Origin of the sequence: Shewanella carassii (assembly GCF_019670705.1) — a bacterium.
Classification (GTDB): domain Bacteria; phylum Pseudomonadota; class Gammaproteobacteria; order Enterobacterales; family Shewanellaceae; genus Shewanella; species Shewanella carassii.
On the sequence record NZ_AP024618.1, the window covers coordinates 1413117 to 1439363 of the forward strand.

Annotated in this window: 23 protein-coding genes, 1 other RNA gene and 2 pseudogenes; 12 read left to right on the forward strand and 14 right to left on the reverse strand. The window is 49.6% G+C overall.

What is annotated here, in order from left to right:
• Positions 1 to 44 precede the first annotated feature (44 nt).
• The 5 genes from K5621_RS06495 (at position 45) to rlmM (ending at position 3774) form a co-directional block, all read left to right on the forward strand.
• On the forward strand, positions 45 to 680 hold the full coding sequence (locus tag K5621_RS06495; RefSeq protein ID WP_144361229.1) for an imm11 family protein: 636 nt from the start codon (positions 45 to 47) through the stop codon (positions 678 to 680).
• 6 nt (positions 681 to 686) lie between these two features.
• On the forward strand, positions 687 to 1178 hold the full coding sequence (locus K5621_RS06500; RefSeq protein ID WP_221050737.1) for a hypothetical protein: 492 nt from the start codon (positions 687 to 689) through the stop codon (positions 1176 to 1178).
• A 124-nt stretch (positions 1179 to 1302) separates the two neighbouring features.
• Entirely contained in the window at positions 1303 to 1947 is a 645-nt protein-coding gene (locus K5621_RS06505) for an alpha/beta family hydrolase (RefSeq protein ID WP_221050738.1), read from the forward strand.
• Between the two features lie 2 nt (positions 1948 to 1949).
• Entirely contained in the window at positions 1950 to 2339 is a 390-nt protein-coding gene (locus K5621_RS06510) for a DUF423 domain-containing protein (protein WP_025887273.1), read from the forward strand.
• Between the two features lie 352 nt (positions 2340 to 2691).
• The gene (rlmM, locus tag K5621_RS06515; protein WP_071477122.1) at positions 2692 to 3774 is read left to right on the forward strand and encodes a 23S rRNA (cytidine(2498)-2'-O)-methyltransferase RlmM; all 1083 of its coding nucleotides are present in this window, start codon (positions 2692 to 2694) and stop codon (positions 3772 to 3774) included.
• A gap of 107 nt (positions 3775 to 3881) precedes the next feature.
• Here the strand turns inward: rlmM and K5621_RS06520 are convergent, their stop codons facing one another.
• On the reverse strand, positions 3882 to 4190 hold the full coding sequence (locus tag K5621_RS06520) for a hypothetical protein (protein ID WP_044734878.1): 309 nt from the start codon (positions 4188 to 4190) through the stop codon (positions 3882 to 3884).
• A 266-nt stretch (positions 4191 to 4456) separates the two neighbouring features.
• Between K5621_RS06520 and K5621_RS06525 the strand changes: the two genes are divergently transcribed.
• Positions 4457 to 5710, forward strand: a complete 1254-nt coding sequence (locus tag K5621_RS06525) for a valine--pyruvate transaminase (protein WP_221050739.1) — start codon at positions 4457 to 4459, stop codon at positions 5708 to 5710.
• Between the two features lie 679 nt (positions 5711 to 6389).
• Here the strand turns inward: K5621_RS06525 and K5621_RS06530 are convergent.
• The 3 genes from K5621_RS06530 to K5621_RS06540 form a co-directional block, all read right to left on the reverse strand.
• On the reverse strand, positions 6390 to 6659 hold the full coding sequence (locus K5621_RS06530; RefSeq protein ID WP_208169902.1) for a hypothetical protein: 270 nt from the start codon (positions 6657 to 6659) through the stop codon (positions 6390 to 6392).
• Between the two features lie 414 nt (positions 6660 to 7073).
• Entirely contained in the window at positions 7074 to 7541 is a 468-nt protein-coding gene (locus K5621_RS06535) for a hypothetical protein (RefSeq protein WP_221050740.1), read from the reverse strand.
• Between the two features lie 26 nt (positions 7542 to 7567).
• Positions 7568 to 8140 (reverse strand): hypothetical protein, encoded by a 573-nt coding sequence (locus K5621_RS06540; RefSeq protein ID WP_221050741.1) that lies wholly within the window; start codon positions 8138 to 8140, stop codon positions 7568 to 7570.
• Between the two features lie 123 nt (positions 8141 to 8263).
• Here K5621_RS06540 and K5621_RS06545 point away from each other — a divergent pair.
• A pseudogene (locus K5621_RS06545) lies at positions 8264 to 8980 on the forward strand (IS4 family transposase); the annotation flags it as partial.
• A 231-nt stretch (positions 8981 to 9211) separates the two neighbouring features.
• Here the strand turns inward: K5621_RS06545 and K5621_RS06550 are convergent.
• Positions 9212 to 10189 (reverse strand): transposase, encoded by a 978-nt coding sequence (locus K5621_RS06550; RefSeq protein ID WP_221050571.1) that lies wholly within the window; start codon positions 10187 to 10189, stop codon positions 9212 to 9214.
• An 83-nt stretch (positions 10190 to 10272) separates the two neighbouring features.
• Between K5621_RS06550 and K5621_RS20150 the strand changes: the two are divergent.
• A pseudogene (locus tag K5621_RS20150) lies at positions 10273 to 10389 on the forward strand (transposase); the annotation flags it as partial.
• A 530-nt stretch (positions 10390 to 10919) separates the two neighbouring features.
• On the opposite strand, the gene K5621_RS06555 reads toward K5621_RS20150, so the two are convergent.
• The 3 genes from K5621_RS06555 to K5621_RS06570 all read right to left on the reverse strand — a co-directional run bounded on the left by K5621_RS06555 (position 10920) and on the right by K5621_RS06570 (position 12952).
• Positions 10920 to 10980, reverse strand: an RNA gene (locus tag K5621_RS06555) — hammerhead ribozyme type II.
• 114 nt (positions 10981 to 11094) lie between these two features.
• Positions 11095 to 11904, reverse strand: a complete 810-nt coding sequence (locus K5621_RS06560) for a DUF7946 domain-containing protein (RefSeq protein ID WP_248953029.1) — start codon at positions 11902 to 11904, stop codon at positions 11095 to 11097.
• A 145-nt stretch (positions 11905 to 12049) separates the two neighbouring features.
• Positions 12050 to 12952 carry a hypothetical protein gene (locus tag K5621_RS06570; RefSeq protein WP_221050743.1) on the reverse strand — a complete coding sequence of 301 codons (903 nt, stop codon included), beginning with the start codon at positions 12950 to 12952 and terminating at the stop codon, positions 12050 to 12052.
• A gap of 140 nt (positions 12953 to 13092) precedes the next feature.
• Between K5621_RS06570 and K5621_RS06575 the strand changes: the two genes are divergently transcribed.
• Entirely contained in the window at positions 13093 to 14295 is a 1203-nt protein-coding gene (locus K5621_RS06575) for an IS4 family transposase (RefSeq protein ID WP_221049843.1), read from the forward strand.
• A gap of 87 nt (positions 14296 to 14382) precedes the next feature.
• Here K5621_RS06575 and K5621_RS06580 read toward each other — a convergent pair whose 3' ends face one another.
• The 4 genes from K5621_RS06580 to K5621_RS06595 form a co-directional block, all read right to left on the reverse strand.
• A complete protein-coding gene (locus K5621_RS06580) occupies positions 14383 to 14877 on the reverse strand; it encodes a hypothetical protein (RefSeq protein ID WP_144361710.1) in 495 nt (164 codons plus the stop codon).
• Between the two features lie 120 nt (positions 14878 to 14997).
• Entirely contained in the window at positions 14998 to 15417 is a 420-nt protein-coding gene (locus tag K5621_RS06585) for a hypothetical protein (protein WP_186300062.1), read from the reverse strand.
• Complete coding sequence (locus K5621_RS06590) at positions 15401 to 15694, reverse strand: hypothetical protein (protein ID WP_144361709.1); 294 nt, start codon at positions 15692 to 15694, stop codon at positions 15401 to 15403. Before K5621_RS06590 ends, K5621_RS06585 begins: the two co-directional genes overlap by 17 nt.
• A gap of 1546 nt (positions 15695 to 17240) precedes the next feature.
• Complete coding sequence (locus K5621_RS06595) at positions 17241 to 18248, reverse strand: isocitrate dehydrogenase (protein WP_100142823.1); 1008 nt, start codon at positions 18246 to 18248, stop codon at positions 17241 to 17243.
• A 256-nt stretch (positions 18249 to 18504) separates the two neighbouring features.
• Here K5621_RS06595 and K5621_RS06600 point away from each other — a divergent pair, with 256 nt between their 5' ends.
• Positions 18505 to 21357, forward strand: a complete 2853-nt coding sequence (locus K5621_RS06600) for a prolyl oligopeptidase family serine peptidase (protein WP_221050744.1) — start codon at positions 18505 to 18507, stop codon at positions 21355 to 21357.
• Positions 21358 to 21692: 335 nt separating this feature from the next.
• Here K5621_RS06600 and trhP read toward each other — a convergent pair whose 3' ends face one another.
• Complete coding sequence (gene trhP, locus K5621_RS06605) at positions 21693 to 23081, reverse strand: prephenate-dependent tRNA uridine(34) hydroxylase TrhP (RefSeq protein WP_221050745.1); 1389 nt, start codon at positions 23079 to 23081, stop codon at positions 21693 to 21695.
• Between the two features lie 312 nt (positions 23082 to 23393).
• On the opposite strand from trhP, the gene K5621_RS06610 reads away from it, so the two are divergent.
• The gene (locus tag K5621_RS06610) at positions 23394 to 24236 is read left to right on the forward strand and encodes an HDOD domain-containing protein (RefSeq protein WP_100142826.1); all 843 of its coding nucleotides are present in this window, start codon (positions 23394 to 23396) and stop codon (positions 24234 to 24236) included.
• Between the two features lie 47 nt (positions 24237 to 24283).
• Positions 24284 to 25777 carry a putative bifunctional diguanylate cyclase/phosphodiesterase gene (locus tag K5621_RS06615; protein WP_100142827.1) on the forward strand — a complete coding sequence of 498 codons (1494 nt, stop codon included), beginning with the start codon at positions 24284 to 24286 and terminating at the stop codon, positions 25775 to 25777.
• Between the two features lie 31 nt (positions 25778 to 25808).
• On the opposite strand, the gene K5621_RS06620 is transcribed toward K5621_RS06615, so the two are convergent.
• The gene (locus K5621_RS06620) at positions 25809 to 26231 is read right to left on the reverse strand and encodes a thioesterase family protein (RefSeq protein WP_100142828.1); all 423 of its coding nucleotides are present in this window, start codon (positions 26229 to 26231) and stop codon (positions 25809 to 25811) included.
• Between the last annotated feature and the right edge of the window lie 16 nt (positions 26232 to 26247).

The window sequence follows — 26247 nt, forward strand, 5'->3', positions numbered from 1 at the left end:
GGCACTACAAAGAAGTGAAAGCTTGCAGTTTATAGGGAACTTTGATGGAACTGGCTTACATAAACGAAAACACGGAAGAGAGTGATGCCATGTTTAGTTGCTCTGATAACAGAGGGCACCTGTACGAAGACATGGACTACATTCCAGTGAGCGCATTGAGTGCGGTTATTTGGGAGGATGAAGACAGTTATTCAGAAGCTGTTTTCGATATCACAAATTCAGGGGATTTAAGCGTTACCAAACCTATAGCAGACGTTTTTATGAGCTTTGACCCATATGGCGTCGCTTTTTTGCCCAATAAATTACAGTGCATGGATGGTCTGTCGACTCAGCAGCGATATATTATCGCGATAAATAACGAGTTGGATGTATTGGATCAAGAAAAGTCAAATATTGAATCTTTTGTTGAACATTACGATCCCAAAGAACATGGTTATGATGTGCCTCTTGAAGAGAGAGAGTCGTTTCATTCCGTTCTAGTTCAAAAATTATATCTGGACCGGGAAAAACTCGAAACCTACCCTATGAACCGCAGGCATATTTTTAGGGTTAAAGGCACCAACAGCTTTTTCTTTTCTTCAGAAATATATGATGAATTGTATATTATCGCTCGACAGGGGTTAGCTTGTGGACTGACCGCTTTTAAGTTTGATGTCGATGATGAAGCACCAAGGAGATAATAGTAAGTGAAAGATGAATACTCGATACTCACTAAACAAAATATGGATACTTTCCCATTCCAACAAACACCTGCACCAGTAGGTGCTGCAGCACCGGATCTGTTATTGGAAATGACCTTTTCTCCAAAGCTGTTCATTATTGGTGATATAGCATCCAAACTGGAGCCATTGGTGCAGCATGGTGTTGAATGGCTGGATGCTCGTGTTGACAATTCGCCAAGTCAACCTTCGGATGAACAACTCGAGGTATATGACAACTATCGAATGCCTTATATCCATCAGACGTACAGATTGACGGATAAAGAAAAGCAGTTTGGTAAGCTGAACTGGTTAGATGTTGATTCGACAGAGTTTGATTTCTCTAAACTGGAAAATATTCCAGTGGAACAAAGATTAATATTTAAACTGGAAGAGGACTTTGGTTTGGTATTTATTCACCAAAGTGTGATTGACTTATTGGAAGAACATGTAAGGACGGTATGGGTAAGGGACGTGTAATTACCGCATGGGCGTTTTTTAGCGCTATTTGTTAATAAATTAATTTGTCAGGGAAGTACGGTATTTAATATTGTGGTTTATTCGAATCCAAGCATGATAATTATTGTTTCTTCGGACAGGGCTGATGATGAACTTGAATACTAACTGGCTGCTGGATCAAGGTAAGGACAATGACACTCTGGTGTTGTTCGCCCATGGCGCCGGTGCCGATATGCACAGCGACTTTATGGCGGATTATGCCGCGCTGTTGGCCGCAAGCGGCCCGAGCGTGCTGAGGTTTAACTTTCCTTACATGGTCAAGCGCGGCGAAGATGGCAAGCGGCGTCCGCCGGACCGGGCACCTGCGCTGTTGCAGTCCTTCGAGCAGACTTTGACAGCAGCGGTTGCCGAGTTTGCGCCCAAGCGACTATTTTTGATGGGCAAATCCATGGGCGGGCGGATGGCGGCCATCTTGGCGGCCAATGATAAGCTGGTGATGCCCCCCAGCGGTGTTATCTGCCTTGGCTATCCGTTTTTGCCGCCGAAGAAGACCGAGCCCAGACTTGAGCCCCTGTGGGAGTGTGCCTCGCCTCTGCTTATTCTGCAGGGCGAGCGCGACAGCTTCGGCAAGCGCGAGCAGTTGGCCTCCTGGGCGCTGCCCGAGCAGGCCAAAGTACGCTTTATTACCGACGGAGATCATAGTTTTGTGCCGCGCAAGTCGTCCGGAACGGATCTTAAGGCTAACCTGCAGGATGCCGTGAAAGAATCACTTTTATTTATCGGGAGTTAGTTATGCGTAAGGGGTTATTGTTACTGGCGGCCATCAGTGGTTTCTTTGCCGTTGCTCTGGGAGCTTTCGGCGCCCATGGACTCAAGACCATTGCACCTGCCGAGTTGATCGCCATATTCAACCTGGGGGTGGAATATCAGTTCTATCACACCTTTGGTTTGATCACCCTGGCCTTTGCCGGTCACTGGTTCAAGTCGCGTCTGATTGACTGGGCTGCCGGGCTGTTTATCGCTGGGATCTTTATGTTCTCCGGCTCGCTGTATCTGTATGCCCTGACAGGCACCAAGTGGTTGGGCATGGTAACCCCTCTCGGCGGCAGCTGCTTCCTGGTGGGCTGGCTATTATTGGCGGCAGCGGTATGGCGCCACCGCATGGACGAAACCGGGCTCTGAGGCTGGTTTAATAGAGCCATTGTGTGCTTAAAATTGTCACCTGAAGAGATAGCCCTCTAGAGAGATAGCTATTTAAAGAAATGGCTATTTAAGTAGATAGTCCGCAGGCCTGCTCAGGTAAACACCCGCCCAAGTGGCGGGTGTTCTATTCCCAATTGCCGAAGGGCAGGGGGAATGGGCCGGTCTGTGCTGCAGGCCAAGCTCTATTTAGTCTGAGCTTTCTTGCAATCCTCGCATGCTCGGCTTTCATTCTCACCGAGTCAGGCAACTCCTGCGCGCAATGCTATGGTATACTCGCGCCTTCGCCAGTTGCCGGAGGCTTTCCGGTAAGATTCACTGTTTGGAAATACCAATGAACAACCTGTTTCTGTTTTGTCGTGCCGGCTACGAAAAAGAGTGCGCGGCCGAGATCCAAAATCGGGCGGCACTGCTCAATGTCGGTGGTTTCGTCAAGGCCAATAACAACGATGCCTATGTGATCTTTCAATGTTTTGCCGAAGGGGAAGCCGACACCCTGGCACAGGAACTGGCGCTGGACTCATTGATCTTTGCCCGGCAGATGTTTGTCTGCGGCGATCTGCTCAGCGACCTGCCTCCGGAAGACAGGGTAGGGCCAATTACCGCCGCGCTTGAAGATGTTAGCAAGGGCGGTGAACTCAGGGTCGAAACCCCGGATACCAACGAAGCCAAAGAGCTGCTGACCTTCTGCCGCAAGTTTACCGTGCCGCTGCGTCAGTCGCTGAAACAGAGTGGTACTCTGCTGACCAAGGAAAACCCCAAGCGGCCGATAATCCATGTGTGCTTTGTGGCACCGGGCAAGGCGTTTGCCGGTTATTCCTACAGCCATAACTCGTCACCGTTTTTTATGGGGATCCCCAGACTTAAGTTTCCCGCCGATGCGCCCAGCCGCTCGACTTTGAAACTGGATGAGGCCTTTAATCACTTTATTCCCGAGCCGCAGCGGGAGGAACGTTTACGCAGCGGTCTCAACGCCGTAGATCTCGGCGCCTGTCCCGGCGGCTGGACCTATCAGTTGGTGCGTCGCGGCATGTTTGTATCGGCCGTCGACAACGGCCCCATGGATGCAGGTTTGATGGAAACCGGCCAGGTGACTCACTTCCAGGCCGATGGTTTCCGTTTTGAGCCCAAGCGCAAGAACATCTATTGGCTGGTGTGTGACATGGTGGAAAAGCCGGCCAGGGTGGCCGAGCTGATGGAAGCCTGGGCCATCAATGGCTGGTTCAAAGAGGCTATCTTTAACCTGAAACTGCCGATGAAGAGCCGTTACAAAGAGGTGAGCACCATATTGGAAAATATGCAGGCCATTCTCAAAGAAAACGGCATCACAGAGTTTAAGCTGGCTTGTAAACATCTCTACCACGACAGGGATGAAGTGACAGTGCACCTGTGGCTGCGACCCAACTCGCCTTGGTGAGTTGGTGAGGGGGCGAACAAGTCCCATGTGTGCTCTGCATCGGCTTATGGGCCTGGATGCAAGGCGTGGTTCGCACCTTCCTTGCCCCAAGCTGGCCTTGATGCTTTTCAGCTCAAGGCCATATGCTGCAGCACGGCATCCGGAATGTCATATTGGCCGCAAACCCACTCAAGATTGCCGTCGACAAAGCCGAGTAACTCCCGGGTCAACATCAGGTTATAAACGGCATCGGCCACCACCCTAACGTATTCGGCTTTCTTTCTCGGTGACAGGTGATGGTGGCGCTGATAATCCTGCAGTGCCTGCTCCAGTGTCTTGCCGGCAACGCCCAGGGAACCGGCTTGCTCCCGCATCAATTCCTGCTCTAACAGACTCTGCTGTTGCTGCTTTAGTTCACTCAGTTTTGAGGCTGACACCCGCTGCTCCTCTGGCTGCTTCTCCTGTTTTTAAGTGTGTGCCCCGGATAATGGATCAACAAGTCGATGTCGGCGAAATGTTCGCTGGCGCACAAAAATCTGCTCTCAAATGACCATGTAACTCTTATTCGGGACGTTTGCAGCCATTTAAGCTTGGCAAATATTGAGTTGTATCACGCAACTAAAAAACTTTTAAGGTGTAATCTGCCGCGGTTCCTGTTACTAAATAAGTTCTGTTTCTTGATATGAGTCTGCGGATAGAAGTAATGCAGTTTTCCAAGTTTGGCGACAAGTTTAACCGTTATACAGGTATCACCCAGTTGATGGATGATCTCAACGAAGGGCTACGCACTCCGGGGGCGATTATGCTGGGGGGCGGTAACCCGGCGGCCATTCCCTCCATGCTGGACTATTTTACCGAGCTTAGTGCCGATATGTTGGCCAAGGGCGAGTTGCTCGCGGCCATGACCAACTATGATGGCCCGCAGGGAAAAGATGCCTTTCTCAGCGCTTTGGCCAAGCTGCTTAACGATACCTACGGTTGGTCGCTGACCAAAAACAATATCAGTCTCACCAACGGCAGCCAGAGCTCGTTTTTCGCGCTGTTCAACCTGTTTGCCGGTACCACTGCCGAGGGGCAAAAACGCAAGATCTTACTGCCGCTGGCCCCTGAGTATATCGGCTACAGTGATGCCGGTCTGGAAGATGAACTGTTTCGTACCTTCAAGCCGGAAATTACCAAGCTGGATGGCGGCTTGTTCAAATATCACATCGACTTTGAAAGGCTTAAAGTCGATGCCGATATCGGCGCCATTTGTGTTTCGCGGCCGACCAACCCCACAGGCAATGTGCTGACCGATGAAGAGGTTGATAAGCTGGATAAGCTGGCAAGAGCGCATGGGATCCCGCTGATCCTCGACTGCGCCTATGGCTCACCTTTCCCCAATATTCTGTTTGAAGATGTGACTCCTTTCTGGAACGACAACACCGTGCTGTGCATGAGTCTCTCCAAGCTGGGGCTGCCTGGGCTGCGCTGCGGCATAGTGATAGCCAACCAAGCCATCACCCAGGCGCTGACCAATATCAACGGTATTATTTCACTGGCTCCGGGCAGTATGGGCCCGGCGATGGCGACAGAGATGATAGCCCGTGGTGATATGCTACGGCTCGGCAATGAAGTAGTGCGGCCTTTCTATCTGCAGCGGGCGCAGCAAACCGTGGCCATGTTGCAACAGGCTCTGCCGGACCCCAGGTTCAGAATTCATAAACCCGAGGGGGCGATTTTCCTCTGGCTCTGGTTTGAAGGCCTGCCCATCAGTGCCATGGAGCTTTATCGACGCCTGAAAGCCAGGGGCGTGTTGGTGGTGCCCGGAGAGTACTTCTTCTTCGGACTGGCCGAAGAGTGGCCACACGCCGGTGAGTGTATTCGGATGAACTATGTGCAACAACCCGAGTTGATGCGCTGCGGCATTGAAATCATCGCCGAAGAAGTCAATAAGGCTTGGGCACAGCTTGGTTGAAACCAAGGCTACTATCGCAGAGTTGCTTGCTGTGAGTTTTAAGCAACTCTGCTACGGCATATGGATCATATTTCGCTTCAGTCTCAGAGGAGTCCATCTCCTACGGCGCACTTCGCACAGGCGTATGTCTGTTGGTACGTCAAAAGTTTAAACCAAATCCACCATTACAGAATGACACCAATTCCCCCGCGCTGTCGCCAAGAGTCAGGGATGGCGAACAGGCCGTTGTGCATGAATGTACTTGCTTCACGATTAGGGCGCTGGCACAGCTGCTAACATAGCTTTTAGCTCGAAATAGCCAAATAACATAGGTTGGGCTTCCGGTTATGACTGTTTCTTATTGCCTGCCGCAGGCTTATGCACAGGCGATCCTGTGACTCGCTGCGAGTACATCCCTGTAAGCTCTGCCTCGCCATTCATGGCTCGGAAGGTCACAGTTTCGCCTGTGCCTGAAAATGAGGTGTATGTCTGCGGGCATATAGGTAGCTTCAAACAAGTTAACTCTCACAGAATTGCACCAATTCCCCCTTATGAGGGAAATCCAGCAGCGCCTATGTCGGCAGCAGCGGTGCGAGCAACCCTCGAGGGCGTTAAGCGGTCACATCCGCGCTCCTTGACTGAGGCACGCTTGAGCGAAGCGATGGATTTGCGGGGCGGCACTACATGTTTTTGTTAATTGCTAGAACTTGTCTCCAGCAACATACTGTCCATTTACATGCAACTTCAGTTTCACGGTAAAGATGGCATGAGCAAAGACTTCTACAAGGTGCTCTACACCTTCTACTACAATCTTTTTTGCTACCAATGGCGAGTTCTTGTCCAGAGCAAAAAATGAATTATCCTTTACTACTATTTCGCCATCTACAAATAACTTTGCTCCACTAAACCAAGTGTTTTCAAACTTGATGTGTGTATTACCAATATTCGTTTCTAGAACTTTCTTTGGCACAGATATTCCCTCTTTGTGCAATTAGATATAATGATTCCCTGTGCAGATGTCGGCCTCAGTGTTTTCTCGTGGATTAGTTAAACCAGAGCCACACTGTTTGTTGGTCCAATAGACAAGCAATCACAGGAGGCCGACATGTCTAAAGCTAACACACTTTTTATCGGGGGGACTACCAAGGCTGATTTGAGTTCGGCGAGGGCGCGGCATAATAACCTCTTTGTTAAATGTTTAAACAAAGCATAGTCGGAGGCTAGCTAACGCGCCATTAACGCTGGGTGTCCATTTTTACTCGAACTACCGCGCCATTAATGCTGGGTGTCCATTTTTACTCAGCAAATAATGGGTGTCTTTGTTATTTGGGGAGCCTGCGTGTTTTTGTCCCAGTGAGCGCGAGCGAACGACTACAGCGGTTTGTTAGCTGCTGACATGTTTCAACAACAACCAAATTCTTTTACGAATATTGATCACCCTTACACCCCATCGATATTTCTTATTGTCGCCAACATGCGGAAAACGTATTTTTATTTCGTTGACCTTATCGTAAATTGAAACAACTAATTCTTCGGTTTCCTTACCGCCCCATTTTTCCAGATCCGAGCCTTTCAGGGATGGATATTTTAAGATTTTTGTTCTTTTAAGCTTGTTAAAGTTGAATCCCTCTTTGGATAGGCGCTTGTATTCAATAACTGATAGCTTATCAGCAACATCCCCAAGAGGAACATTATCCACTGCAACCATCTCGAGATATAACAAGTTGTCTTTGAGCTCTCCAATAATTGCTCTGGAATCACCCGTTGATTTATTCCACCACGAATTAATCGACTTCATGGCAGAGCCGCCAGCGGATAGTGCTTTGAGTACTGTAGGTATTGTTATTTCCATATTTCTATCTTTGTGCAGCTAACGCCTCAATCAGCCGACGCGTCAGCGGTCGGATGCATTGATTTGTTAGGTTTCTCGAACGCTGAATCTATTATTTCAGTAACCAACTCTTCTTTCCCCCACAGGGTATTGAGGTCAACTTTTTGACCAAAAATTTCTAACTCATAAGTCTTTGAAAATGCCTCACCTTTGTTTTCTTCGGCAACTAACGTAGCAACAATGAGCGCGAGTATATTTGCTGAAGACAACTCCCAGCTTCCACCCAGCCTAGAGCCATGAGCGGATTTTATTTCAAAGCTATCGGCAAACTCGCCTTCATGAACCAAGTGATTTCTAGCAAGGTCGTAAATGGCTTCTTCAAAAGACATACCACCAAACGTACAGCCCTTGCCCATTTTTACACCAAGACCAATTGGAGCAATTATGTTTCTTTGATCACTTAAAAATGCCTTGAATCGCTTGCCTACAGCAACATTAGGCCTGCGTTTAGATGCAGTTTTATCTATGGCGGGAAAGCAATGTAGAAGACTAGCTTCATAGTCCTTATCAAACAAAGATAAAAGAGCGTTTTCTAATCTTCGAGATATTGCTGAATTCATAGTGAAACCTAACGCTTTGCTCTAGGGAATCCCCGGATAATTCCCTTTTTATTCAATTCAGTAGACACGCATGGTGTTGATTGATCTAATTGATTTCGCCAAAAAACTACCAGATCCAACACCATGCGTGATGTCCATATCTTACACGATTTACTCAAAAAGCAATGCCCACAAATACATCAAAAACGGCTTAATTCTCTGATGGTTGCTACAGAAGCGTTACTTGATGGCAATCAGTTGTCACTGACTCAGCTTGGTCGCAATATCTCTGGCGCGGTGGCGCCAAAGCACAACATCAAACGGATAGACAGGCTACTCGGCAACCCGCATCTACACTCTGATAAATTCGCTATTTATCAATGGCATGCAAAGTTACTCTGTGCAGCTAATCCCATGCCGGTAATCCTCATTGATTGGTCTGATGTCCGTGAACAACTGCGGATGATGACATTGCGAGCCTCTGTCAGTGTGCAAGGGCGCTCGGTTACCCTGTATGAGCGTACTTTCAAGTTTGCCGACTACAATGCTCCTCGCAGTCATAACGCCTTCTTGGCGGAGTTGGCACAGGTGCTGCCATCCCATGTTTGTCCACTGATTGTCACCGATGCAGGTTACCGCAATACCTGGTTTCGGGAGGTGGAACGATATGGTTGGTTTTGGCTTGGCCGTGTCCGTGGGGATGTCGGCTTTCTCCTGGCCAATCATGCCCAATGGCAGTCGAATAAGTCGCTTTATCCCTCCGCCACGGCGAAAGCCCGGCATATTGGTTACGTAAAACTGGGACGAAAATCGCCTATGCGCTGTCATTTACATCTGTACAAGGCTGCGCCGAAACATCGAGCCTAAAAAATCAAGCCACCCACTGTAAAACAATAACTTAATCTTCTTTCAGTCTGCGTTCAAGCACCAGTAGGGGATTTGAGCACCCGGAGGTAGAAAGATATCCGTGAGTTGCAGAGGTTTGATGAAATCGAACATATTTCACGCAAAAATGCGAGATTTGAGCTGTGCTAGCCCTACCCATGGTTCAGGGGATTTCAATGACTGCGGTTGAGTTAAATAGCGTGGGGTTCAGGCCGTTTGAAAGTACTGACAGCTGGTTGCAAAATGTCGTCGTCGCTTCTCCAAGTGTTCGCAGTAACAGCTGAGCTCTTGCAAGGTGCCCACCGGGCCACGAAATAGTTTTCCAAATTCAGTGGTAAGCTTGAGCCAGTTCTCATGAGGGATATTCAACCGCGTCAGTAGCTTGGTACTCTTTTCACTTATCACGCCACGTTTATCATCGCGAATACAGCGCCCGGTATCATCCACCAATTCAAGATAATCCTTGAGCCCAAACGCAATACCACTGGGCTGATTACTGCATTCATTGCCAATAAAGGGCAGTAGCTTGGCGGGTTGTTCGCATTTCAAGGCTGCCTGAATACGTAGTCGAATGCTGGTATGCGCCGACTGCTCAGGCGTATCCGCCATCTTGGCTCTGATGGGATTGAGGTCAACGTAAGCCATGCAGGTTAACACCGCGGCTTCATCCAGTAAGGCTTGCGACTTAAATCTTCCTTCCCAGAATCGGCCGGTACAGTTATCTTCCTGATTGGCTTGACGCGCTATCGGTTCGTTGAGACAACGCATGAACCAACTGATGTCACATAACCTGCTGCGAAAAATCGCGATAGTATGCTTCAGCCTAGGCACTTCATACGCTTCAATCAGCTCACCCTGGGTGAATTTGTGGGTTAACTCGTCACCTTTAAACAGCTTATGCCATTGCTCAAGCACTTCTCTGTCTGTCCATCGGTTTGCTGTCTCTATATCAATATGCAACACCAGATGCAGATGATTACTCATGATGGCGAATGCCGCCACATCAATAGCAAAAACGGCTTCCAGTTCAAACAGTAACGATTCGACCCAACCACGGCGGTGGTCATAATTCTTACCCGAGTAGGCATCATCACCACACAAGAAGGCACGCCGTACCACGCGGCTGCAACAATGGTAGTAAGGCGTATCTTCAAGGCTGATTTGAGTTCGGCGAGGGCGCGGCATAATAACCTCCTTGTTAAATGCTTAAACAAAGCATAGTCGGAAGCTAACTACCGCGCCATTAATGCTGGGTGTCCATTTTTACTTTTAGCCGTCTATTCAAGGGGCCAGTGGGTACACTGGAGTCACTTACCGACTACTGTACTCACCTGCAACGACGACGAAGGCAAGGAGCCGCTAATTGTCAGAAGCTGTTTAGCTGAATCCCCGAGGCTCCAAGATATTTATCTCCAATTGAACTTTGTTCGACCTCCATCGTGTCTGAAATTCGACTTTTTCGCTCATTTCAATAATTGAATGGCCCTCAAAAGGTTTGAAAGATGATTTTCTGCCAGTGAAAACATCAGTGTTTCTGTAATCCAGGCAACTAGAGCCTTCACTCAGCAAATAATGGGTGTCTTTGTTGTTTATCAGCAAATAATGGGTGTCTTTGTTGTTTATTAAATTGTTTGTTATATTTAAGTGCGCTATAGGTGATTTGGACTATGCGCACCTACTAATTTGCTCTTTTCACTGGAGTTTCACCAGATCATCAGTAAGTTAAACTTAAAAGAGCGGTGGTTCTCCCAAAACATGGCAACACATTTTGAAAGTTGCTTAAATTTACTACTAATTTTGTTGATAATTTTCATACCCATAAGCTCTCCCTCCTTAGTCTGACTAGTTAAAAACCCCACAATTTCCGCTAAGAGAAACTGCACCACAAAAACTGGTGGATTTGACGCAAAGTAAATCGAGGCTGCCATCATCAGTCTCAGGAGACCACCACTGAGAGACGTATTCACGTTTCGGCTTTCGACTTGAGTCTTAACATTATAACGTACTGAACTAGAAAGAAATATAACGCCCGCCGCACGGGAAATTTGTAGCGCAGCGGAAATTTTTCCCTGTGCCGGCGCTTGTTAAATTCACGCCTGCTGGATATTTGATACTATATACCGCTTAACAATACCTTTAGCAGTTAATATCCGCTTTGCATCTATGAGAATTTTGCCCGCCCCCTCAGTTTCCTGAGCAAAATGCAGTGACCAAGTGAGTAACTGCTTTTGCGTAGAGCTGACGTCATCTTCAACCTTAAATGATATGGTTTTACCAAGGCTATCGTCATAGAAGCGGCCATATCCTGAAAGGATATTGTAGCGAGTTACATTACCTTTGATATTTTCAGTGACTTGAGACTCTGTTTGCAGCGATACATTCTGCAGGGTTTCGGCATCTAACCTGATAACTTCGCCAACTCTCTGCCTTTTAAGTGCTATAACCATTTCAGGGTTTTTCTTGATTGGTCGGTGCGCTTGCTCTAAGGGTATTTCAAGAGCCTCCTCCATTTCCCCGAGAAAAGGCTCAATTCTTTCGGCAAGTTTTTTAACGTGTGGCGTTTCCGGTTCGTAAGCAAGATCCAAGGTTTTCGACCAAGTCCATTTGATCAGATCATAGAATGCTGCTGCGGCAATACTCGCGCCAATAGCTTCTTTGTTCGTTATGACAAAGGTTACTATTTGCTCGAAGCTTCCTTTTCTCGAAGGGTTTATATAAAGCTCGCCGCCTTCCAGGCGATGCCCCTTTCTTCTAATTTCACCATCATTCAATAACGCATGGGCAGTTATTGATAAAGCTTTGGCAAAGCCTTGAAAAGATACGGCCGCATCATACATGTCTAGCCGCCCTTGCTCAGCATCTCCGTAATGATACTTAATGGCGAATGTTATAGTGGTCAAAATCTGGCAACCTCTTCCTAAGTAAATTTAACGCCCTGTTAAGGTGTGAGCAACGCAATACCGATGCCGCCGCAGACCACCTTAAACACTAAACGCAACGCATAGTAAAAATGCCACGCGTTGCGAATCACTCTTAAACAGTTTGTTAAGCGGCTTTCTCTCGATAGGCTTTGACGGCTTCATGCTGCTTGGCTAATTTACCTACTGCCATTTGACTTTTGGGCGTATCGGTAACTTGTGAAGTTAAAGTAAAAGGCGCTTTCAATGACGTCAGACCTTTGCTGGTAAGGTAAGAGAACTCTTTATGGCACCACTCGTCTAGTTTAACTATAGGATGCAATGAAGATTCATCTTCAAACATGTACTCTGCAAGGTTTGTCGGTCTAGGAAAATTACTATGACGATCTGCTCCCCTTATCATCGGTAGTACATTCATGCCTCGATTTTTGAACAGCATCCCGTCCGTCAAAAGACTATGAATAAAGCTATAAACGTGAGGACTTAATGACTGCACATGCCTTTCAAGTATTTTTTCAGCTTGTGCTGATATTTCTTTATTTTGCTCAGGCAACCATTCCCACCAAGTTCTTGGTGGTGTGACATTTGGTTTACCATCAAGATCTAGGTTAAGGGCCATCCTATTTACTGACTCCTGAGAAAAAAGTTCTTGTACCTCACTCGGGCTTTCACCTTTAACAGAGGCTACATAAATATTATTCCAAAAAATCACAAGATTGGTTGTTAGGAACCTAACATCTTCGTATGCGGCAGCCCTTAAAGGTAACGACTTTGCCTCTTCTTTCTTTGTTAAAATCTTGTCTACCAATAAAATTGTGACTGCAATACCCAAAGTTTCAGTAAACGCATTCAACCCAAAGTCTTTCGAAGTGTCGAAAAGCTGCCAGAGTACGAAGCAAATAATGAGTAAGACACCCATGACATTACTCATTTCTCTATTTTCGTTATAAAAAGATACCGCTTGAGATTTCACTACGTCATAACGTTCATGAAACCAATTGAAATATTTTTCAATTTTATCATTTTTCATAAGTTTCCCTATATTCCCAACTGCCGCTTAACGCCGCACTAGGGAATCCCCAGATAATTCCCTTTTTATTCAATTCAGTAGACACGCATGGTGTTGATTGATCTAATTGATTTCGCCAAAAAACTACCAGATCCAACACCATGCGTGATGTCCATATCTTACACGATTTACTCAAAAAGCAATGCCCACAAATACATCAAAAACGGCTTAATTCTCTGATGGTTGCTACAGAAGCGTTACTTGATGGCAATCAGTTGTCACTGACTCAGCTTGGTCGCAATATCTCTGGCGCGGTGGCGCCAAAGCACAACATCAAACGGATAGACAGGCTACTCGGCAACCCGCATCTACACTCTGATAAATTCGCTATTTATCAATGGCATGCAAAGTTACTCTGTGCAGCTAATCCCATGCCGGTAATCCTCATTGATTGGTCTGATGTCCGTGAACAACTGCGGATGATGACATTGCGAGCCTCTGTCAGTGTGCAAGGGCGCTCGGTTACCCTGTATGAGCGTACTTTCAAGTTTGCCGACTACAATGCTCCTCGCAGTCATAACGCCTTCTTGGCGGAGTTGGCACAGGTGCTGCCATCCCATGTTTGTCCACTGATTGTCACCGATGCAGGTTACCGCAATACCTGGTTTCGGGAGGTGGAACGATATGGTTGGTTTTGGCTTGGCCGTGTCCGTGGGGATGTCGGCTTTCTCCTGGCCAATCATGCCCAATGGCAGTCGAATAAGTCGCTTTATCCCTCCGCCACGGCGAAAGCCCGGCATATTGGTTACGTAAAACTGGGACGAAAATCGCCTATGCGCTGTCATTTACATCTGTACAAGGCTGCGCCGAAACATCGAGCCGACAAGCGGTCATCCAAAGCAGGACGCAATCATACGGCACAACAAAGTTACCGTCTTGGCAGTAAAGAGCCTTGGTTACTGGCAACCAACTTGCCTACTGAGGCGTTCTCGTCAACGCAGGTGGTCAAACTTTATGCCAGACGGATGCAGATAGAAGAAACCTTTCGCGACCTCAAAAGTCCCCAATACGGCATGGGACTCAGACAAAGCCGCAGTCGTTGTCCACGCCGTTATGATGTGTTGTTGCTGATAGCTTTGTTGGCAGAAATCCTGCTTTGGTGCATCGGTCTGGCTGCCAGGCATCTGGGATGGCAGCGGAGGTTTCAAGCCAATACGATACGTGACAGAAACGTGCTATCTGTGCTCAGGCTCGGCAAAGAGGTGAGACGACGTCCGGAATACTCAATCAAAGAATCGCATTTTCGCTGGGCTTGGGGTGAATTTCTTAAACTGGTTAACACCTCTGGGAGGCCCGAATTATGAGGGGATCATCCAGAGCCTCAATAACCGGCGCAGCTTTGCTGCGTCCGGCGCCGAAGGCGCGAAGTTGATTGACTTGTTACATGCTGGCTAATACGCATATTGATCTAGACACCACGTAAGTAGACAGCAAGATCTTTCGAAGTTCTCTTGCTGTTCTTTAAATTGATACGCCCATTTAATTCCATGAAAGTAATTATTACGGAACCGGAGGATGATAATTAGACAGCACGCTAGTTTGTTTTCCAAAGCGTCTTCGTTACCCAGGAGGACATCGCGTACCAATTGCTCATTATCGTTCGCTCTTAGATGCAAGTGATTAAACCTATAACCGAAGCCATCATCTTCTACATAGCGATCCTTAAAGTAGTCAAGGTGGCCATCTATCAAGGCCTCATCTATACCTCGCCCGTTAACCCATTCTTGGGTTCGCTGTATAATTTTTCTTGCAGATGCACTTTCGTCCAGTAGTTGAGCTTCGAAAAGAGACCAAATAAGAGCGAAATTTGATATAGCCTTTCTTTCGCCATCCGATAGGTTTTCGTATCCCATTCTTTTGTTTTCTAGATACTCTTCAATTTCCATTCTGAACTCGATTTCTTAGGCATGTAACGCTTTGCCAAGGGGCAAATGCGAACGTTGTTGGGCAAAGCCCAGTGAGTATTTGTCCCAGCAGCGCCTTTTGCGGCGAACTTAGGCAAATTGTTATATGCGAACATCTCGCCCCATTCCTTCGTGATAATAATAAACCTCAACGTTTACAAGCACAGATTTGAGTTCTTGAGCCAACTTGAAGCCTTTCTCAATAAAATCGGCTTCTGCCAAAGATGACAAGAAACCTGAGCTAGCGGGATCATCTTCATTTAAAGTTGCATCATATTCTGCCGCCCACTCCATCAGCGACGAAGATAGCTCTTTTGAAATTGGCAATGATGTTGGATCAATCTCACCTACTTCATCAGCTCCATAGTGCCACAAAGGAAAACAATGGTAATCGGTCATCACTTTAATCGAAGTCATACTCATGGCATATAACGCCGCCAACAGCGGCCGAGCGTAGCGAGGTCCAGCCCCGAAGGGGCGATGCTGCTTGGCCTTGTTAAAACTTTCACGCCCATTGCTCAAAAAGCTCCCCGGATGACAATGCCTCCATAAACGCCTTTTGCTCATCAGTAATTAGCGCACGAGGCGCGTACCCATGTTCATCAGGCTCAGCCAGCAGCCTTGATTGAGCTTCTTTTGCAACTTCGGACAAAGCTCGTTTTTCTTCATCTGTCATTGCTGCGAAATAATCCGGGAGACTCTCTTGAATTTTTACTGAGTAATCTAGATCAATTATTTCCTCGCTCTCGAACATGAGAAGCCACATATATTCGAACGACAACTCCGCTAGTGTTTTCATGCTCGATATTACCTTTGAGTTTTAACAGCTGTATAGTACGCATGCGCGTTTTAGTCCTCGGAGGAGTGTAAACGCGCATCGCTATCTGTTTGTATTAGCTGGATATAATAGAGTTTAGCCCTAATATCCCTTGCAGCTAAACGCGCATGCGCGGTTTCTAAACCTATTATCTACCAGCTGTATTTTTTAACGTTATGAATTTAATAGCATTTCCTGCAATGTTATGGAAATAACGCGCAAGCTTAGCTGCAAATTCCCGGCATTTTGCCCGGAACGTCAATAATACTGTATAAAAATTCAGTTCTGAGGCGCTTGTCATGAACGCTCCAGGTCCTATAAAAGCCGAGTAAAGCCATGGCTACCGCACGGGTCCAAACTTTGTTCGTCCCTGTATTCCGCTGAAATCGGAAGAGTGTTGCTGCTTCTGGCCTTAAGCTTAAGAAAGTGCTAAAGCTAAGCGTTTGAATTAGTTATACAATACCCAGTACTGAATTTGAAAACAATTAGCCAAAGGTCAAGTTTTGACAAAGGCAACAAAACCCTGATTTGGGTTGTTTTTACAACAGAATTGACTGGGTTTGAAACCCAAAGCGACACGACTTTAAGCCGCTGGCACAGCGGCTATCATAGCTTCCAGCTAAAAGTTCCTAAATTAGTACTGGCCGAGCTTCGGGCCACGGTGTAGCCAATCACCTGCGGTGCGCCTTTCGCACAGGCGATCCTGTGACTCGCTGCGAGTACGGCCCTGTAAGCTCTGCCCTGGCTCGGAAGGTCGCAGTCCCGCCTGTGCCTGGAAAATAGGTGTATGTCTGCAAACTCTTCAGATGTTTCAAGCTACTCAGAGCTAACAGAATTGCACCAATTCCCCCCTCGGTGTCGCTGACAACCGTTGGCGAAAATAACGTGGTTAAGCCGCGGTCAATCACCTGCGGTGCGCTTTTCACACAGGCGATCCTGTGACACGCTGCGAGTACATCCCTGTAAGCTCTGCCTCGCCATCCCTAGCTCGGAAGGTCACAGTTTCCGCCTGTGCCTGGAAATAGGTGTATGTCTGTAGAAATATAGGCAATTTTAAGCAACGTTATTTTTGCAGAATTGCACTAATTCCCCTTCGGAGCCGCCGCTGGCGTTGTTGCAAATTGGCGTAGCCGAGACAGGGATGTCGAGGCTCGAAGGTCGAGCAAGGCGAATGTTGCGAAGCAACAAGTTCATGAGCGCGAGCCAAGGAAGGCGAGCTGGCCGTTATGCATGGATGCATTTGGCGAGTCCTGAGTGTAGCCAATTTGCTTCATAAGCCAGCGGGGATTTCGGCTACGTCGGGGTGTCCTTGGGGATGCAAGGGGCTTTGGACAAGCAAAGCCCCTTGCCCGGTGTGGTGTGGAACACCACGACTTTAACCCGCTGGCACAGCGGCTATCATAGCTTCCAGCTAAAAGTCGCTAATTGGGCCTCCGGCGACGGATGTTTCCCATTGCCTGCCAACGCAGACATAAAAAAGGATGACCTTGGGTCATCCTTTTTAGCAACTTACTGAGTTGATATTAGATCAGAGTCTATCCAGTACCGCTTGGGTGAAGTCTGTGGTGCCATGGGTACCACCGAGATCGCGGGTAGTGCGGTCGCCTTCTTCGATAACCGCAGAAACGGCGGCGCGAATGGCGGCGGCTTTATCTGACATACCCAAATATTCCAGCATCTGGATAGATGCCAGGATCACTGAAGTTGGGTTCGCCAGGTTTTTGCCGGCAATATCCGGGGCACTGCCGTGAACCGCTTCAAAGATAGCGGCGTTGCGGCCGATGTTGGCGCCCGGGGCCATGCCCAGACCACCCACCAGACCGGCGCAGAGATCAGACAGAATGTCACCGAACAGGTTGGTGGTGACTATCACGTCGAAGTTTTCCGGGTTCATCACCAGCTTCATACAAGTGGCGTCAACAATCATCTCTTCGGTAGTAATGTCCGGATAACGCTGGCTGACTTCACGGGCTACTTTCAAGAACAGGCCTGAAGTCGACTTCATGATGTTGGCCTTGTGGACTATGGTCACCTTCTTGCGACCTTCCTTGCGAGCCAGTTCATAGGCGAAGGTAGCAATCTGCTCGGCACCCTGACGGGTAATGATACTGGTGGCTTCGGCAATGGCACCGTCTTCAGACAGCTTTTGTCCCAGGCCTGAGTACATACCTTCAGTGTTTTCACGCACTGTAATGATATCTATGTTCTCATATCTGGCTTGGGTGCCCTTGAAAGAAAGCACAGGCCGCACGTTGGCGTACAGGCTGAACTTCTTACGCAGGGTCACGTTGATAGAGGTGAAGCCTTCGCCAACAGGGGTTGTCAGTGGGCCTTTGAGAGTGATACGGTTCTTCTCGATGAGATCCAGCGTGCGCTGAGGCAGGAGCTCACCGTGTTTTTCCAGAGCAGTCAGACCGGCATCGGCAAATTCATATTCAAAGTCGCACCCCGCCTTATCGAGAATTTTAAGGGCTGAGTCGATAATACTGGGGCCGATCCCATCACCAGGGATCACGGTAATAGTTCTTTTTGACATGGAGAGGTCCTTCCACGGTTGGTCGTTACTGCTATTTATCAGACCATGTCATCGACACGGTTTTCGACTGAGGATCTTGTACTTTAGAACGCCGCTATTCTATACACTTTCAACGCGTTTTCACAGGGAATAGTGAGCAATATCACGCTTTTTTGTGTGGGTTAGCTTGCTAAAAAGCGGGTGCCTGACCATGATGGAACGCCAATAAAATAATAAAGTCTACTTTAGTCTAACAACAATGAAAAAGAGGACGATCTTGAAGTTAACGCCCTTAGCCTCGCTGCTGTTGCTGTCAGCCGGTTTCGCGACCGCTGTCAGTGCCCAGAGCAGCCCCTCACTGACCCTCAAGGATATAATGCAGTTTGAGTCGATTACCGATCAGGTTCTCGACCCACAAGGCAAGGTGCTGGCCTACAGTGTCGCGCCGGATCGCGGCGACAGCCGGGGTGTGGTCAAGTCACTGGTCAATACCAAGGCTTATGATGTTGCCGGCGGCTCCAAGCCGCAGCTGTCAGCCGATGGCCGTTACACCGCCTTTACTCTGGCGCCTTCGCTGCTCGAATCGGAAAAGCTTGCTCCCAAGGCGCGCAAGAAGCTGAAAAATGGTTTGTTGCTGCTGGATAACACCACAGGTGAGCAGCGCCGCTTTGAGCGGGTCAAGTCTTATGCCTTCAGCGAAGATGGTACTTTGCTGGCTATCTGGTATGAGGCCGATGAAGAAAGCAAAGAGAGCGCAGAGGCAAACGGCATTGATGCCAAAGAGGCCTCAGCCCAAGCAGCCACTCAAGCATCCGCCTCTGAGGCTCCAGTAGCCAAAACGCCGAAACTGGATGCCGGTAGCAGTTTCGAGCTGTTGTCGCTGGCAAGCGGTAAGTCACAGCGTTTCGAGCATGTGACCGCCTGGCAACTGGCTTATAACGGCAGCGTGCTGGCACTGGCGCAAAACGACAGTGCCAGTAATAGCCACAGCATCTCTGTGCTCGATACCCGCAGCTTTGAACTCAAATCGGTCAGCAGCCAAGCCGACAAGCAGTTTGGCGCCCTGGCACTGAGCCGTGATGGCCGCTATCTTGCCTATACCCGAGGTGATGCGGCGCTGGATGCGAATGAGCGCCCCTATGCCTTGTCTCTCTACGACAGAGAGTCGGGTAAACTGAGCCAGATATTGCCGAGCAAAGGTGACAGCAAGGGTTGGCTCATTAATCGTCATGCCAAGCTGAGCTTTTCGGCCGACGGTGAGCGGCTGTTCTTCGGTCGGGTGCCCGAGATAAGCAAGCAGCTGCAAATTCCCAAGGTGGAGCAGAGCAGCGACCTGTACGACACCGCGCTGGTCAGTGCCCAGCGGGATCTGCGCCTCTGGCACGGGGATGATCCGCTGATCAAGCCCAACGAAGTCAAACAGTATGAAAAAGAGCAGAGCCGCACTTATCTGGCTGTGCTGCATCTTGGCTCGCGTAACCTGGTGCAACTGGCCGACCGCAAGGTGCCGGACATTGAGCTGAGCGAACACAAGCGGGTGCTGCTGGGGAGCTCGGATATTCCCTATCGCAAGATGATCACCTGGGCCGGTTTTTACCGGGATTTTTACCTGGTGGATATCAATACCGGCCACAAGACCCGGGTATTGACCCAACAGCCAAGCAACAGTGCGCCAACCTTGTCACCGGCAGGTAAATACCTGGCCTTTTATCAGCAGGGCGGCATCTATCTCTATGATGTGGCCAGCGGTCGCAAACATAACCTCAGCAGCAAGCTCAAGGTCAGCTTCGCCGACGAAGATCATGATTATCCCTCTGCGGCGCCCGGCTATGGCTTCGGCCCTTGGCTCGAGGATGACTCAGGCCTGCTGGTGTACGACAAATACGATATCTGGCAATTTGATACCCGCTCCCACGACGGCTTTATGCTGACAGGTGGCGAGGGCCGTAAGCAGCAGTTAAGTTTGCGGATTGAAGCACTGGCTCAGCCAGACAAGGCTTATCCGGCCACTGTGGCGCGCAACCAGGCTGTGTTGCTGCAGGGCTATAGCCACAAGACCAAGGCTGACGGTTTTTACCGTGCGGTTATCGGCCGGGCTCAGCTGACGCCGCTGCTTGCCAACGACAACAAGTTGTCTGTGCTGGCCAGGGCCGACAAGGGTGATACCTTGCTGTTCAGTCAGGAGCGTTATGACAGCTATCCGGATCTCTACAGCGCGGCTTTGCTTGAACCGGCCAAGGCGGTCAAACAAACTGACTTTGATGCCCAGCGCCGCAAACTGCCCTGGGGCAAGTCAGAGCTGGTGCACTGGTGCGACGGTGATGGCCGTGAAATGGACGGCGTGCTAATCAAGCCTGCCAACTATCAAAGTGGCAAGCGGTATCCTGTGTTGGTGTATTTCTACCGCTTTATGAGCGATCGCCTGCACGCCTTCCCGGACATGAAAATCAATCACAGGCCCAATTTTGCCTGGTATACCGCCGATGATTACGTCATCTTCCTGCCGGATATTCGCTTTGAAGTCGGCTATCCCGGTATCAGTTCTGTTAAGGCGTTGACCGCCGGAGTACAGAAGCTTATCGACATGGGGATTGCCGATCCGGATGCAGTGGGTATTCAGGGCCACTCCTGGGGCGGTTACCAGACAGCCTTTGCCGTGACCCAGACCAATATCTTCAAGGCCGCAGTCAGTGGTGCCCCGGTAAGCAATATGACCAGTGCCTACAGCGGCATACGTCACGGCACCGGCCTTGCCCGTCAGTTCCAGTATGAAACCGGCCAGAGCCGTATCGGTGAAAGTTTGATGCGCGCGCCGCAGAAATACATAGAAAACTCCCCTGTGTTTTATGTCGACCGCATTCAAACGCCGATGATGATTATGTTCGGTGACAAAGACGATGCCGTACCTTGGGAGCAAGGGGTTGAACTGTACCTGGCAATGCGCCGCGCCGGAAAAGATGTGGTCTTGCTGCAGTATCAGGACGAGCCGCACCATTTGAAGAAGTATCCCAACAAGCTGGATTACAGTGTGCGGATGAAAGACTGGTTCGATCATTACCTCAAGGGTGCCAAGGCCCCCGAGTGGCTTGAAAAGGGCGAAGCCTATCGCGAGCCCAAGGCGGAAGACTGAACTTTCTTGCTGGCAAAATAACTCACAGAGGCGGCCTAATTGGTCGCCTCTTTTTTGGGTTGAGAGGCCGAATTTCAGACACGATAGCGCCAAGACAAGGCCCGATAGGCACTGTGAAACGGGAGCATAGAGAATTTAGGGCGTTATCTTGCTCGCCATTGGGTTCGATTGTCTTCGCCTGTAAAAGATGGCCTGTCTTTGGCGCAGCATTAACGCAGAACCCATGCCAACGACATGCAAGATTGCCGGATATTGAGTAGGGCTAGGTTGTGGTCAAACAGGGCAAAAGAAAGGCTGCCTAAGGCAGCCTTTGTTCCTTGGCAATCAAGCCGGACTCATTTGCTTGCGGTTTGGGTGGCCGCCTTGGTTTCAGCATGGGGATTGCGGGTGTCCATACCTTCCGGCAAGTTACGCAGCAAGATGGCTGAGTCCAGTTCCAAATCGGCCGGTACTGGCATGTAGACGGTATGGCCCGAACCTAAACCTGCCTCAATGGCTTCGCCCTTACGGTTTTGCAGGCTTTCCAATGTCAGGTTGATGTTGCCTTGTGGCGTCATCATCTCCAGGCTGTCACCCAGCAAAAACTTGTTCTTCACTTCGATTTCGGCCAGGCCTTCGGTGTTACGCTTACCGGTAAACTCACCGACAAACTGCTGGTTGTCACTGATAGAGTGGCCGTATTCATAGTTCTGGTACTCATCGTGAACATGACGGCGCAAGAAGCCTTCGGTGTAGCCTCTGTGAGCCAAGCCTTCCAGGCGGTTCATCAGGCTGCGGTCGAAGTCTTTTCCGGCAGCGGCATCGTCTATGGCCTGACGGTAAAGCTGCGCCGTGCGCGCCACGTAGTAGAAGGACTTGGTGCGGCCTTCAATCTTCAATGAATCCACGCCGATACGGCTCAGGCGCTCTACGTGCTGAATGGCGCGCAGATCTTTGGAGTTCATTATGTAGGTGCCGTGTTCGTCTTCGAAGGCCGGCATATATTCGCCGGGACGGTTGGCTTCCTGTAGCAGGAAAATCTGATCGCTGCTTGGGCCTTGGCCCAAAGTCGGCTGCTCTATCTGCACCGGATTGACTGCGACTATGTCGCCGGTTTCATTTTCCTTGGCCTCGTGGGCATCATACTTCCAGCGACAGGCATTGGTACAGGTGCCTTGGTTGGGATCGCGCTTATTGATATAGCCGGACAACAGGCAACGGCCGGAATAGGCCATGCACAGTGCGCCGTGAACAAACACTTCCAGCTCTATGTCCGGGCAACGCTGACGGATCTCTTCGATTTCATCCAGTGACAGCTCGCGGGAGAGGATCACACGCTTGATCCCCTGGGACTGCCAGAATTTGACCGAGGCCCAGTTGATGGCGTTGGCCTGTACCGACAGGTGCACGACCTGCTCGGGAAAGGCTTCACGAACCATCATGATGAGACCGGGATCTGACATGATAAGGGCATCCGGCTGCATGGCGACCACAGGTTCCATGTCCTTGATATAGGTCTTGAGCTTGGCATTGTGGGGAGCGATATTGCTGACCACATAGAGTTTCTTGCCCAGAGCATGGGCTTCCTGAATCCCCGTAGCCAGATTTTCCATCTTAAAGTCGTTGTTGCGAACCCTTAAGCTGTATCTGGGTTGGCCCGCATATACGGCGTCTGCACCATAGGCAAAGGCATAGCGCATATTTTTCAGGGTCCCGGCGGGAGACAGAAGCTCTGGTTTAAACATAATTTACTCTCAATTAACGGCAGTCCGGCGGTTGCACGACTTGGCAGCAGGGGCGGCATTTTACTCAATTAGGGCCAGGCTATCAAATATCCCCGCCCCAGGTTGCCAATCAACAAACTTTGGCCATTTAAAATGGCCTTAATGGTTCAACTTGGCGAATTATTAAGGAGGGCTTTAATTCCGACAAGCTGTTACTTGGTTGAATTTTAGTGGCAGTTAACATCGCTTGACGTTTTTTTACGCTTACGGCCGCCGGGGTTGCTGATATACTGAGTCACAGTATCTGAACAGTTTTTTTACATTGGAGAGTGCATGTCTACCGAACATCAACTCTTGGTTGGTTTGTTGCGGAAACTCAAGAACGATACCCTGGTGCTGCCCACTTTGCCGGAAGTCGCCATGCGGGTGCAGGAGGTGGTCAGTCGTCCCGACTCAAGCCTGAGGGAAGTTGCCGATATCATAGGTCAGGATGCGGCCATATCGGCGCGTATGATCAAGGTAGCCAACAGTGCTTTCTACAGCCGGGGGATCCCGGCGGAAAACATCAACAGCGCGGTGACCCGTATAGGCTTGGCGCAGATAAAATCTATTGCTACCTCCATCGCCATGGAGCAGTTGTTTATCTCTACCAACGAGATGGTGTGGGAAGTGATGGACGAAGTGTGGCGCACTTCCATCGATGTTACCGCTGCGGCTGGCGCCATGTTACTTATCTATAACAAGACCCATCCGGGCAGCGGCCTGAATTATGATACTTTGACCCTGGCGGGCCTGGTACATAATATCGGTGCCTTGCCGGTACTGACCGAGGCCGAGGCTCATCCCGAGCTCTTTGGCAGCATAGATCAGCTAAGAGCCTTGGTGCGCAAGATGCAAGGGCCCATAGGGCGGGCGGTACTCAAGAGCTGGGACTTTGCCCCGGATGTGATGGAAGTGGTCGAACGCTGGGCCGATCTGCCCTATCTGCCGGATCATGTGACTTACCTGGACTTCATTCGTTCGGCGGCCTTCTATACCGGTGAGTTACGAGCCGGCGCCGAGCTTGAGCAGCGCCTGGAAGTCTTTGTCGACAGGGGCTTACCCGTCAGTGCCGAACTGCTTGGCAGTGATGAGTTTCTGGACAAGTATCACTCAATCAAGCAAAGCTATGAGTGAGTATTGCATTAACCCTGCTTGATCTTTAACGGGAGAATATCGCTTTGATGATAGGCCCATGGTTGCTTTCTATCGCGTTAATCACAGTGTTTATTCTCCTTTTGTGGCGCCGCCAACGTCAAAAAGAGCGGCGTTTTATCAAACAGCTCGGCAAACAACTCGACAATCAGATAAAAGTGCGCGCACCACTTGAACTCCCTTGGGTGCCGGTCGCCTTCTATGAGCTGGTCAATAGTCTGGAGAAGTTGCTGCTGGCCCTTCCGCCACCTGTGGGGAAAGATAAACTCACCGGCCTTGCCAATAGGGTAGGGCTCAAGCGCAGCGTGACCGCCTTGATGCCGTTGCAACAGGGCACCATGGTGCTGCTGGATATCTACCGTTTCCGTTACGTTAATGACCTGTTCGGCTTTGCCTTTGGCGATCAGCTGCTTAAGTTGATTGCTGAGCGTTTGCAGGGGCTGCAACACGCGCCCAGATTGCTGGCGCGGATGAATGAAGATGAGTTTCTGCTGTACTATGAGCAGCATCAGACAGAGGAGGATCTGCATCGGCTGCGGGGACGGTTACAGGTGCCTTTTGATATTGATGGTACGCCGGTGAGTATCCGCATTCAGATGGGCTATCTGGATTTGCATGCCCATCATGCGGATCTCAGCCTGATGTTGCGCCGCCTGGATCTGGCGCTGAAAAAGGCCCGCAGTAGCCGAGACCTATTGGCCGGTTATCAAACGGGTGAAGACAGCATTCAAATGCGCGAGCTGGAGATCATCAACAGCTTGCCCAAGGCATTGAAGACCGGGCAGTTGTATCTGGTTTATCAGGCCAAAGAAGAGGTAAGCAGCGGCCTTTGTCGCCAGGTTGAAGCGCTTATTCGCTGGGAACATCCCAAATTCGGTGCTATTTCCCCGGCCGAGTTTATTCCGTTGGCTGAGTATTCCGGCATGATAGGCTTAGTGAGTCAGTGGGCACTGGAGCAGGTGATGCAACAGCAGTGCAAGTGGCGTAGTGGTGGCTTCAAGGTGCGGATTGCACTTAATCTTTCGGCGCAGGATCTCAATAACGGCTGCATGCTGCAGGAGATTGAACGCCAATTGCAGCATTATCAGTTACCGGGTGAGGTACTGGCGATAGAGATCACCGAGAGCAGCCTGATGGCCGATCTCGAGCAGGCGATAAAAATCCTGGAGCGGCTGCGGCAACTGGACATTCGCCTGGCGATAGATGACTTTGGTACCGGGCACTCGTCGCTGGCCTATTTGAAAAACCTGCCGGTAGATGAAGTTAAGATCGATAAGGCGTTCAATGAAGAGCTGCTTAGCAACAGTAATGCCAAGCATATTATGCGTGCCAGTATTCAGATGGCCAAGTCGCTGGGGTTTGAGGTCACTGTCGAGGGGGTCGAGTCGATGGCACTGAAACAGATGCTGATCTCCCTGGGAGCCGATCAGCTGCAGGGGGATATTGTCGCCAAACCCAAAACGGCGCCCGAGCTTGAATACTGGTACGCCAAGCACAGCATGCAAACCAAGACGGTGAGCTGAACGATTGGCTACAGGCCTAAGCCTGCCGTCGCTATGCTGTTAACTGTGTCCCCAACTGTTCGAGTAGGGTTACCGGCATGGGGCAAAGCTGGCGCTGACTATTCATACACACCATTTCTACCCGGCCACTGACAGCCGCTCTGGCGGCATTTTCACGCCAGATCTCCTGCTCCCACACTGTGCGGTATTTGCTTTCGAAGGCAAAGCGGGTACGGACATCCAGGATATCGGCAAATTCGACCCCTTCCTGACAGGTGAGCTCGGAGCGGTAGACCGCAAAACCTATTCCATCCGAATGCCACAGGCGTTTGAGTTCATTGGCCCCTATGACCTGTTCACGGGCACGCTCGAAGTACTTCAGAAAATTGGGGTGATACACCACGCCGGAAAAATCCGTGTCTTCGTAGTAGATCTGCAATTGAAAATGAAACCATGGGCTGAAGCTGAGCTGCATGCAAATACCTGTGATT

What these genes read in the sequence shown, in the direction of transcription:
- K5621_RS06495 (WP_144361229.1), top strand. Translation starts at nt 45, where the DNA reads ATGGAACTGGCTTACATAAACGAAAACACGGAAGAGAGTGATGCCATG.
- K5621_RS06505 (WP_221050738.1), top strand. Translation starts at nt 1,303, where the DNA reads ATGATGAACTTGAATACTAACTGGCTGCTGGATCAAGGTAAGGACAAT.
- K5621_RS06510 (WP_025887273.1), top strand. Translation starts at nt 1,950, where the DNA reads ATGCGTAAGGGGTTATTGTTACTGGCGGCCATCAGTGGTTTCTTTGCC.
- rlmM (WP_071477122.1), top strand. Translation starts at nt 2,692, where the DNA reads ATGAACAACCTGTTTCTGTTTTGTCGTGCCGGCTACGAAAAAGAGTGC.
- K5621_RS06525 (WP_221050739.1), top strand. Translation starts at nt 4,457, where the DNA reads ATGCAGTTTTCCAAGTTTGGCGACAAGTTTAACCGTTATACAGGTATC.
- K5621_RS06535 (WP_221050740.1), bottom strand. Translation starts at nt 7,541, where the DNA reads ATGGAAATAACAATACCTACAGTACTCAAAGCACTATCCGCTGGCGGC.
- K5621_RS06540 (WP_221050741.1), bottom strand. Translation starts at nt 8,140, where the DNA reads ATGAATTCAGCAATATCTCGAAGATTAGAAAACGCTCTTTTATCTTTG.
- K5621_RS06550 (WP_221050571.1), bottom strand. Translation starts at nt 10,189, where the DNA reads ATGCCGCGCCCTCGCCGAACTCAAATCAGCCTTGAAGATACGCCTTAC.
- K5621_RS06570 (WP_221050743.1), bottom strand. Translation starts at nt 12,952, where the DNA reads ATGAAAAATGATAAAATTGAAAAATATTTCAATTGGTTTCATGAACGT.
- K5621_RS06575 (WP_221049843.1), top strand. Translation starts at nt 13,093, where the DNA reads ATGCGTGATGTCCATATCTTACACGATTTACTCAAAAAGCAATGCCCA.
- K5621_RS06580 (WP_144361710.1), bottom strand. Translation starts at nt 14,877, where the DNA reads ATGGAAATTGAAGAGTATCTAGAAAACAAAAGAATGGGATACGAAAAC.
- K5621_RS06590 (WP_144361709.1), bottom strand. Translation starts at nt 15,694, where the DNA reads ATGAAAACACTAGCGGAGTTGTCGTTCGAATATATGTGGCTTCTCATG.
- K5621_RS06595 (WP_100142823.1), bottom strand. Translation starts at nt 18,248, where the DNA reads ATGTCAAAAAGAACTATTACCGTGATCCCTGGTGATGGGATCGGCCCC.
- trhP (WP_221050745.1), bottom strand. Translation starts at nt 23,081, where the DNA reads ATGTTTAAACCAGAGCTTCTGTCTCCCGCCGGGACCCTGAAAAATATG.
- K5621_RS06610 (WP_100142826.1), top strand. Translation starts at nt 23,394, where the DNA reads ATGTCTACCGAACATCAACTCTTGGTTGGTTTGTTGCGGAAACTCAAG.
- K5621_RS06615 (WP_100142827.1), top strand. Translation starts at nt 24,284, where the DNA reads ATGATAGGCCCATGGTTGCTTTCTATCGCGTTAATCACAGTGTTTATT.
- K5621_RS06620 (WP_100142828.1), bottom strand. Translation starts at nt 26,231, where the DNA reads ATGCAGCTCAGCTTCAGCCCATGGTTTCATTTTCAATTGCAGATCTAC.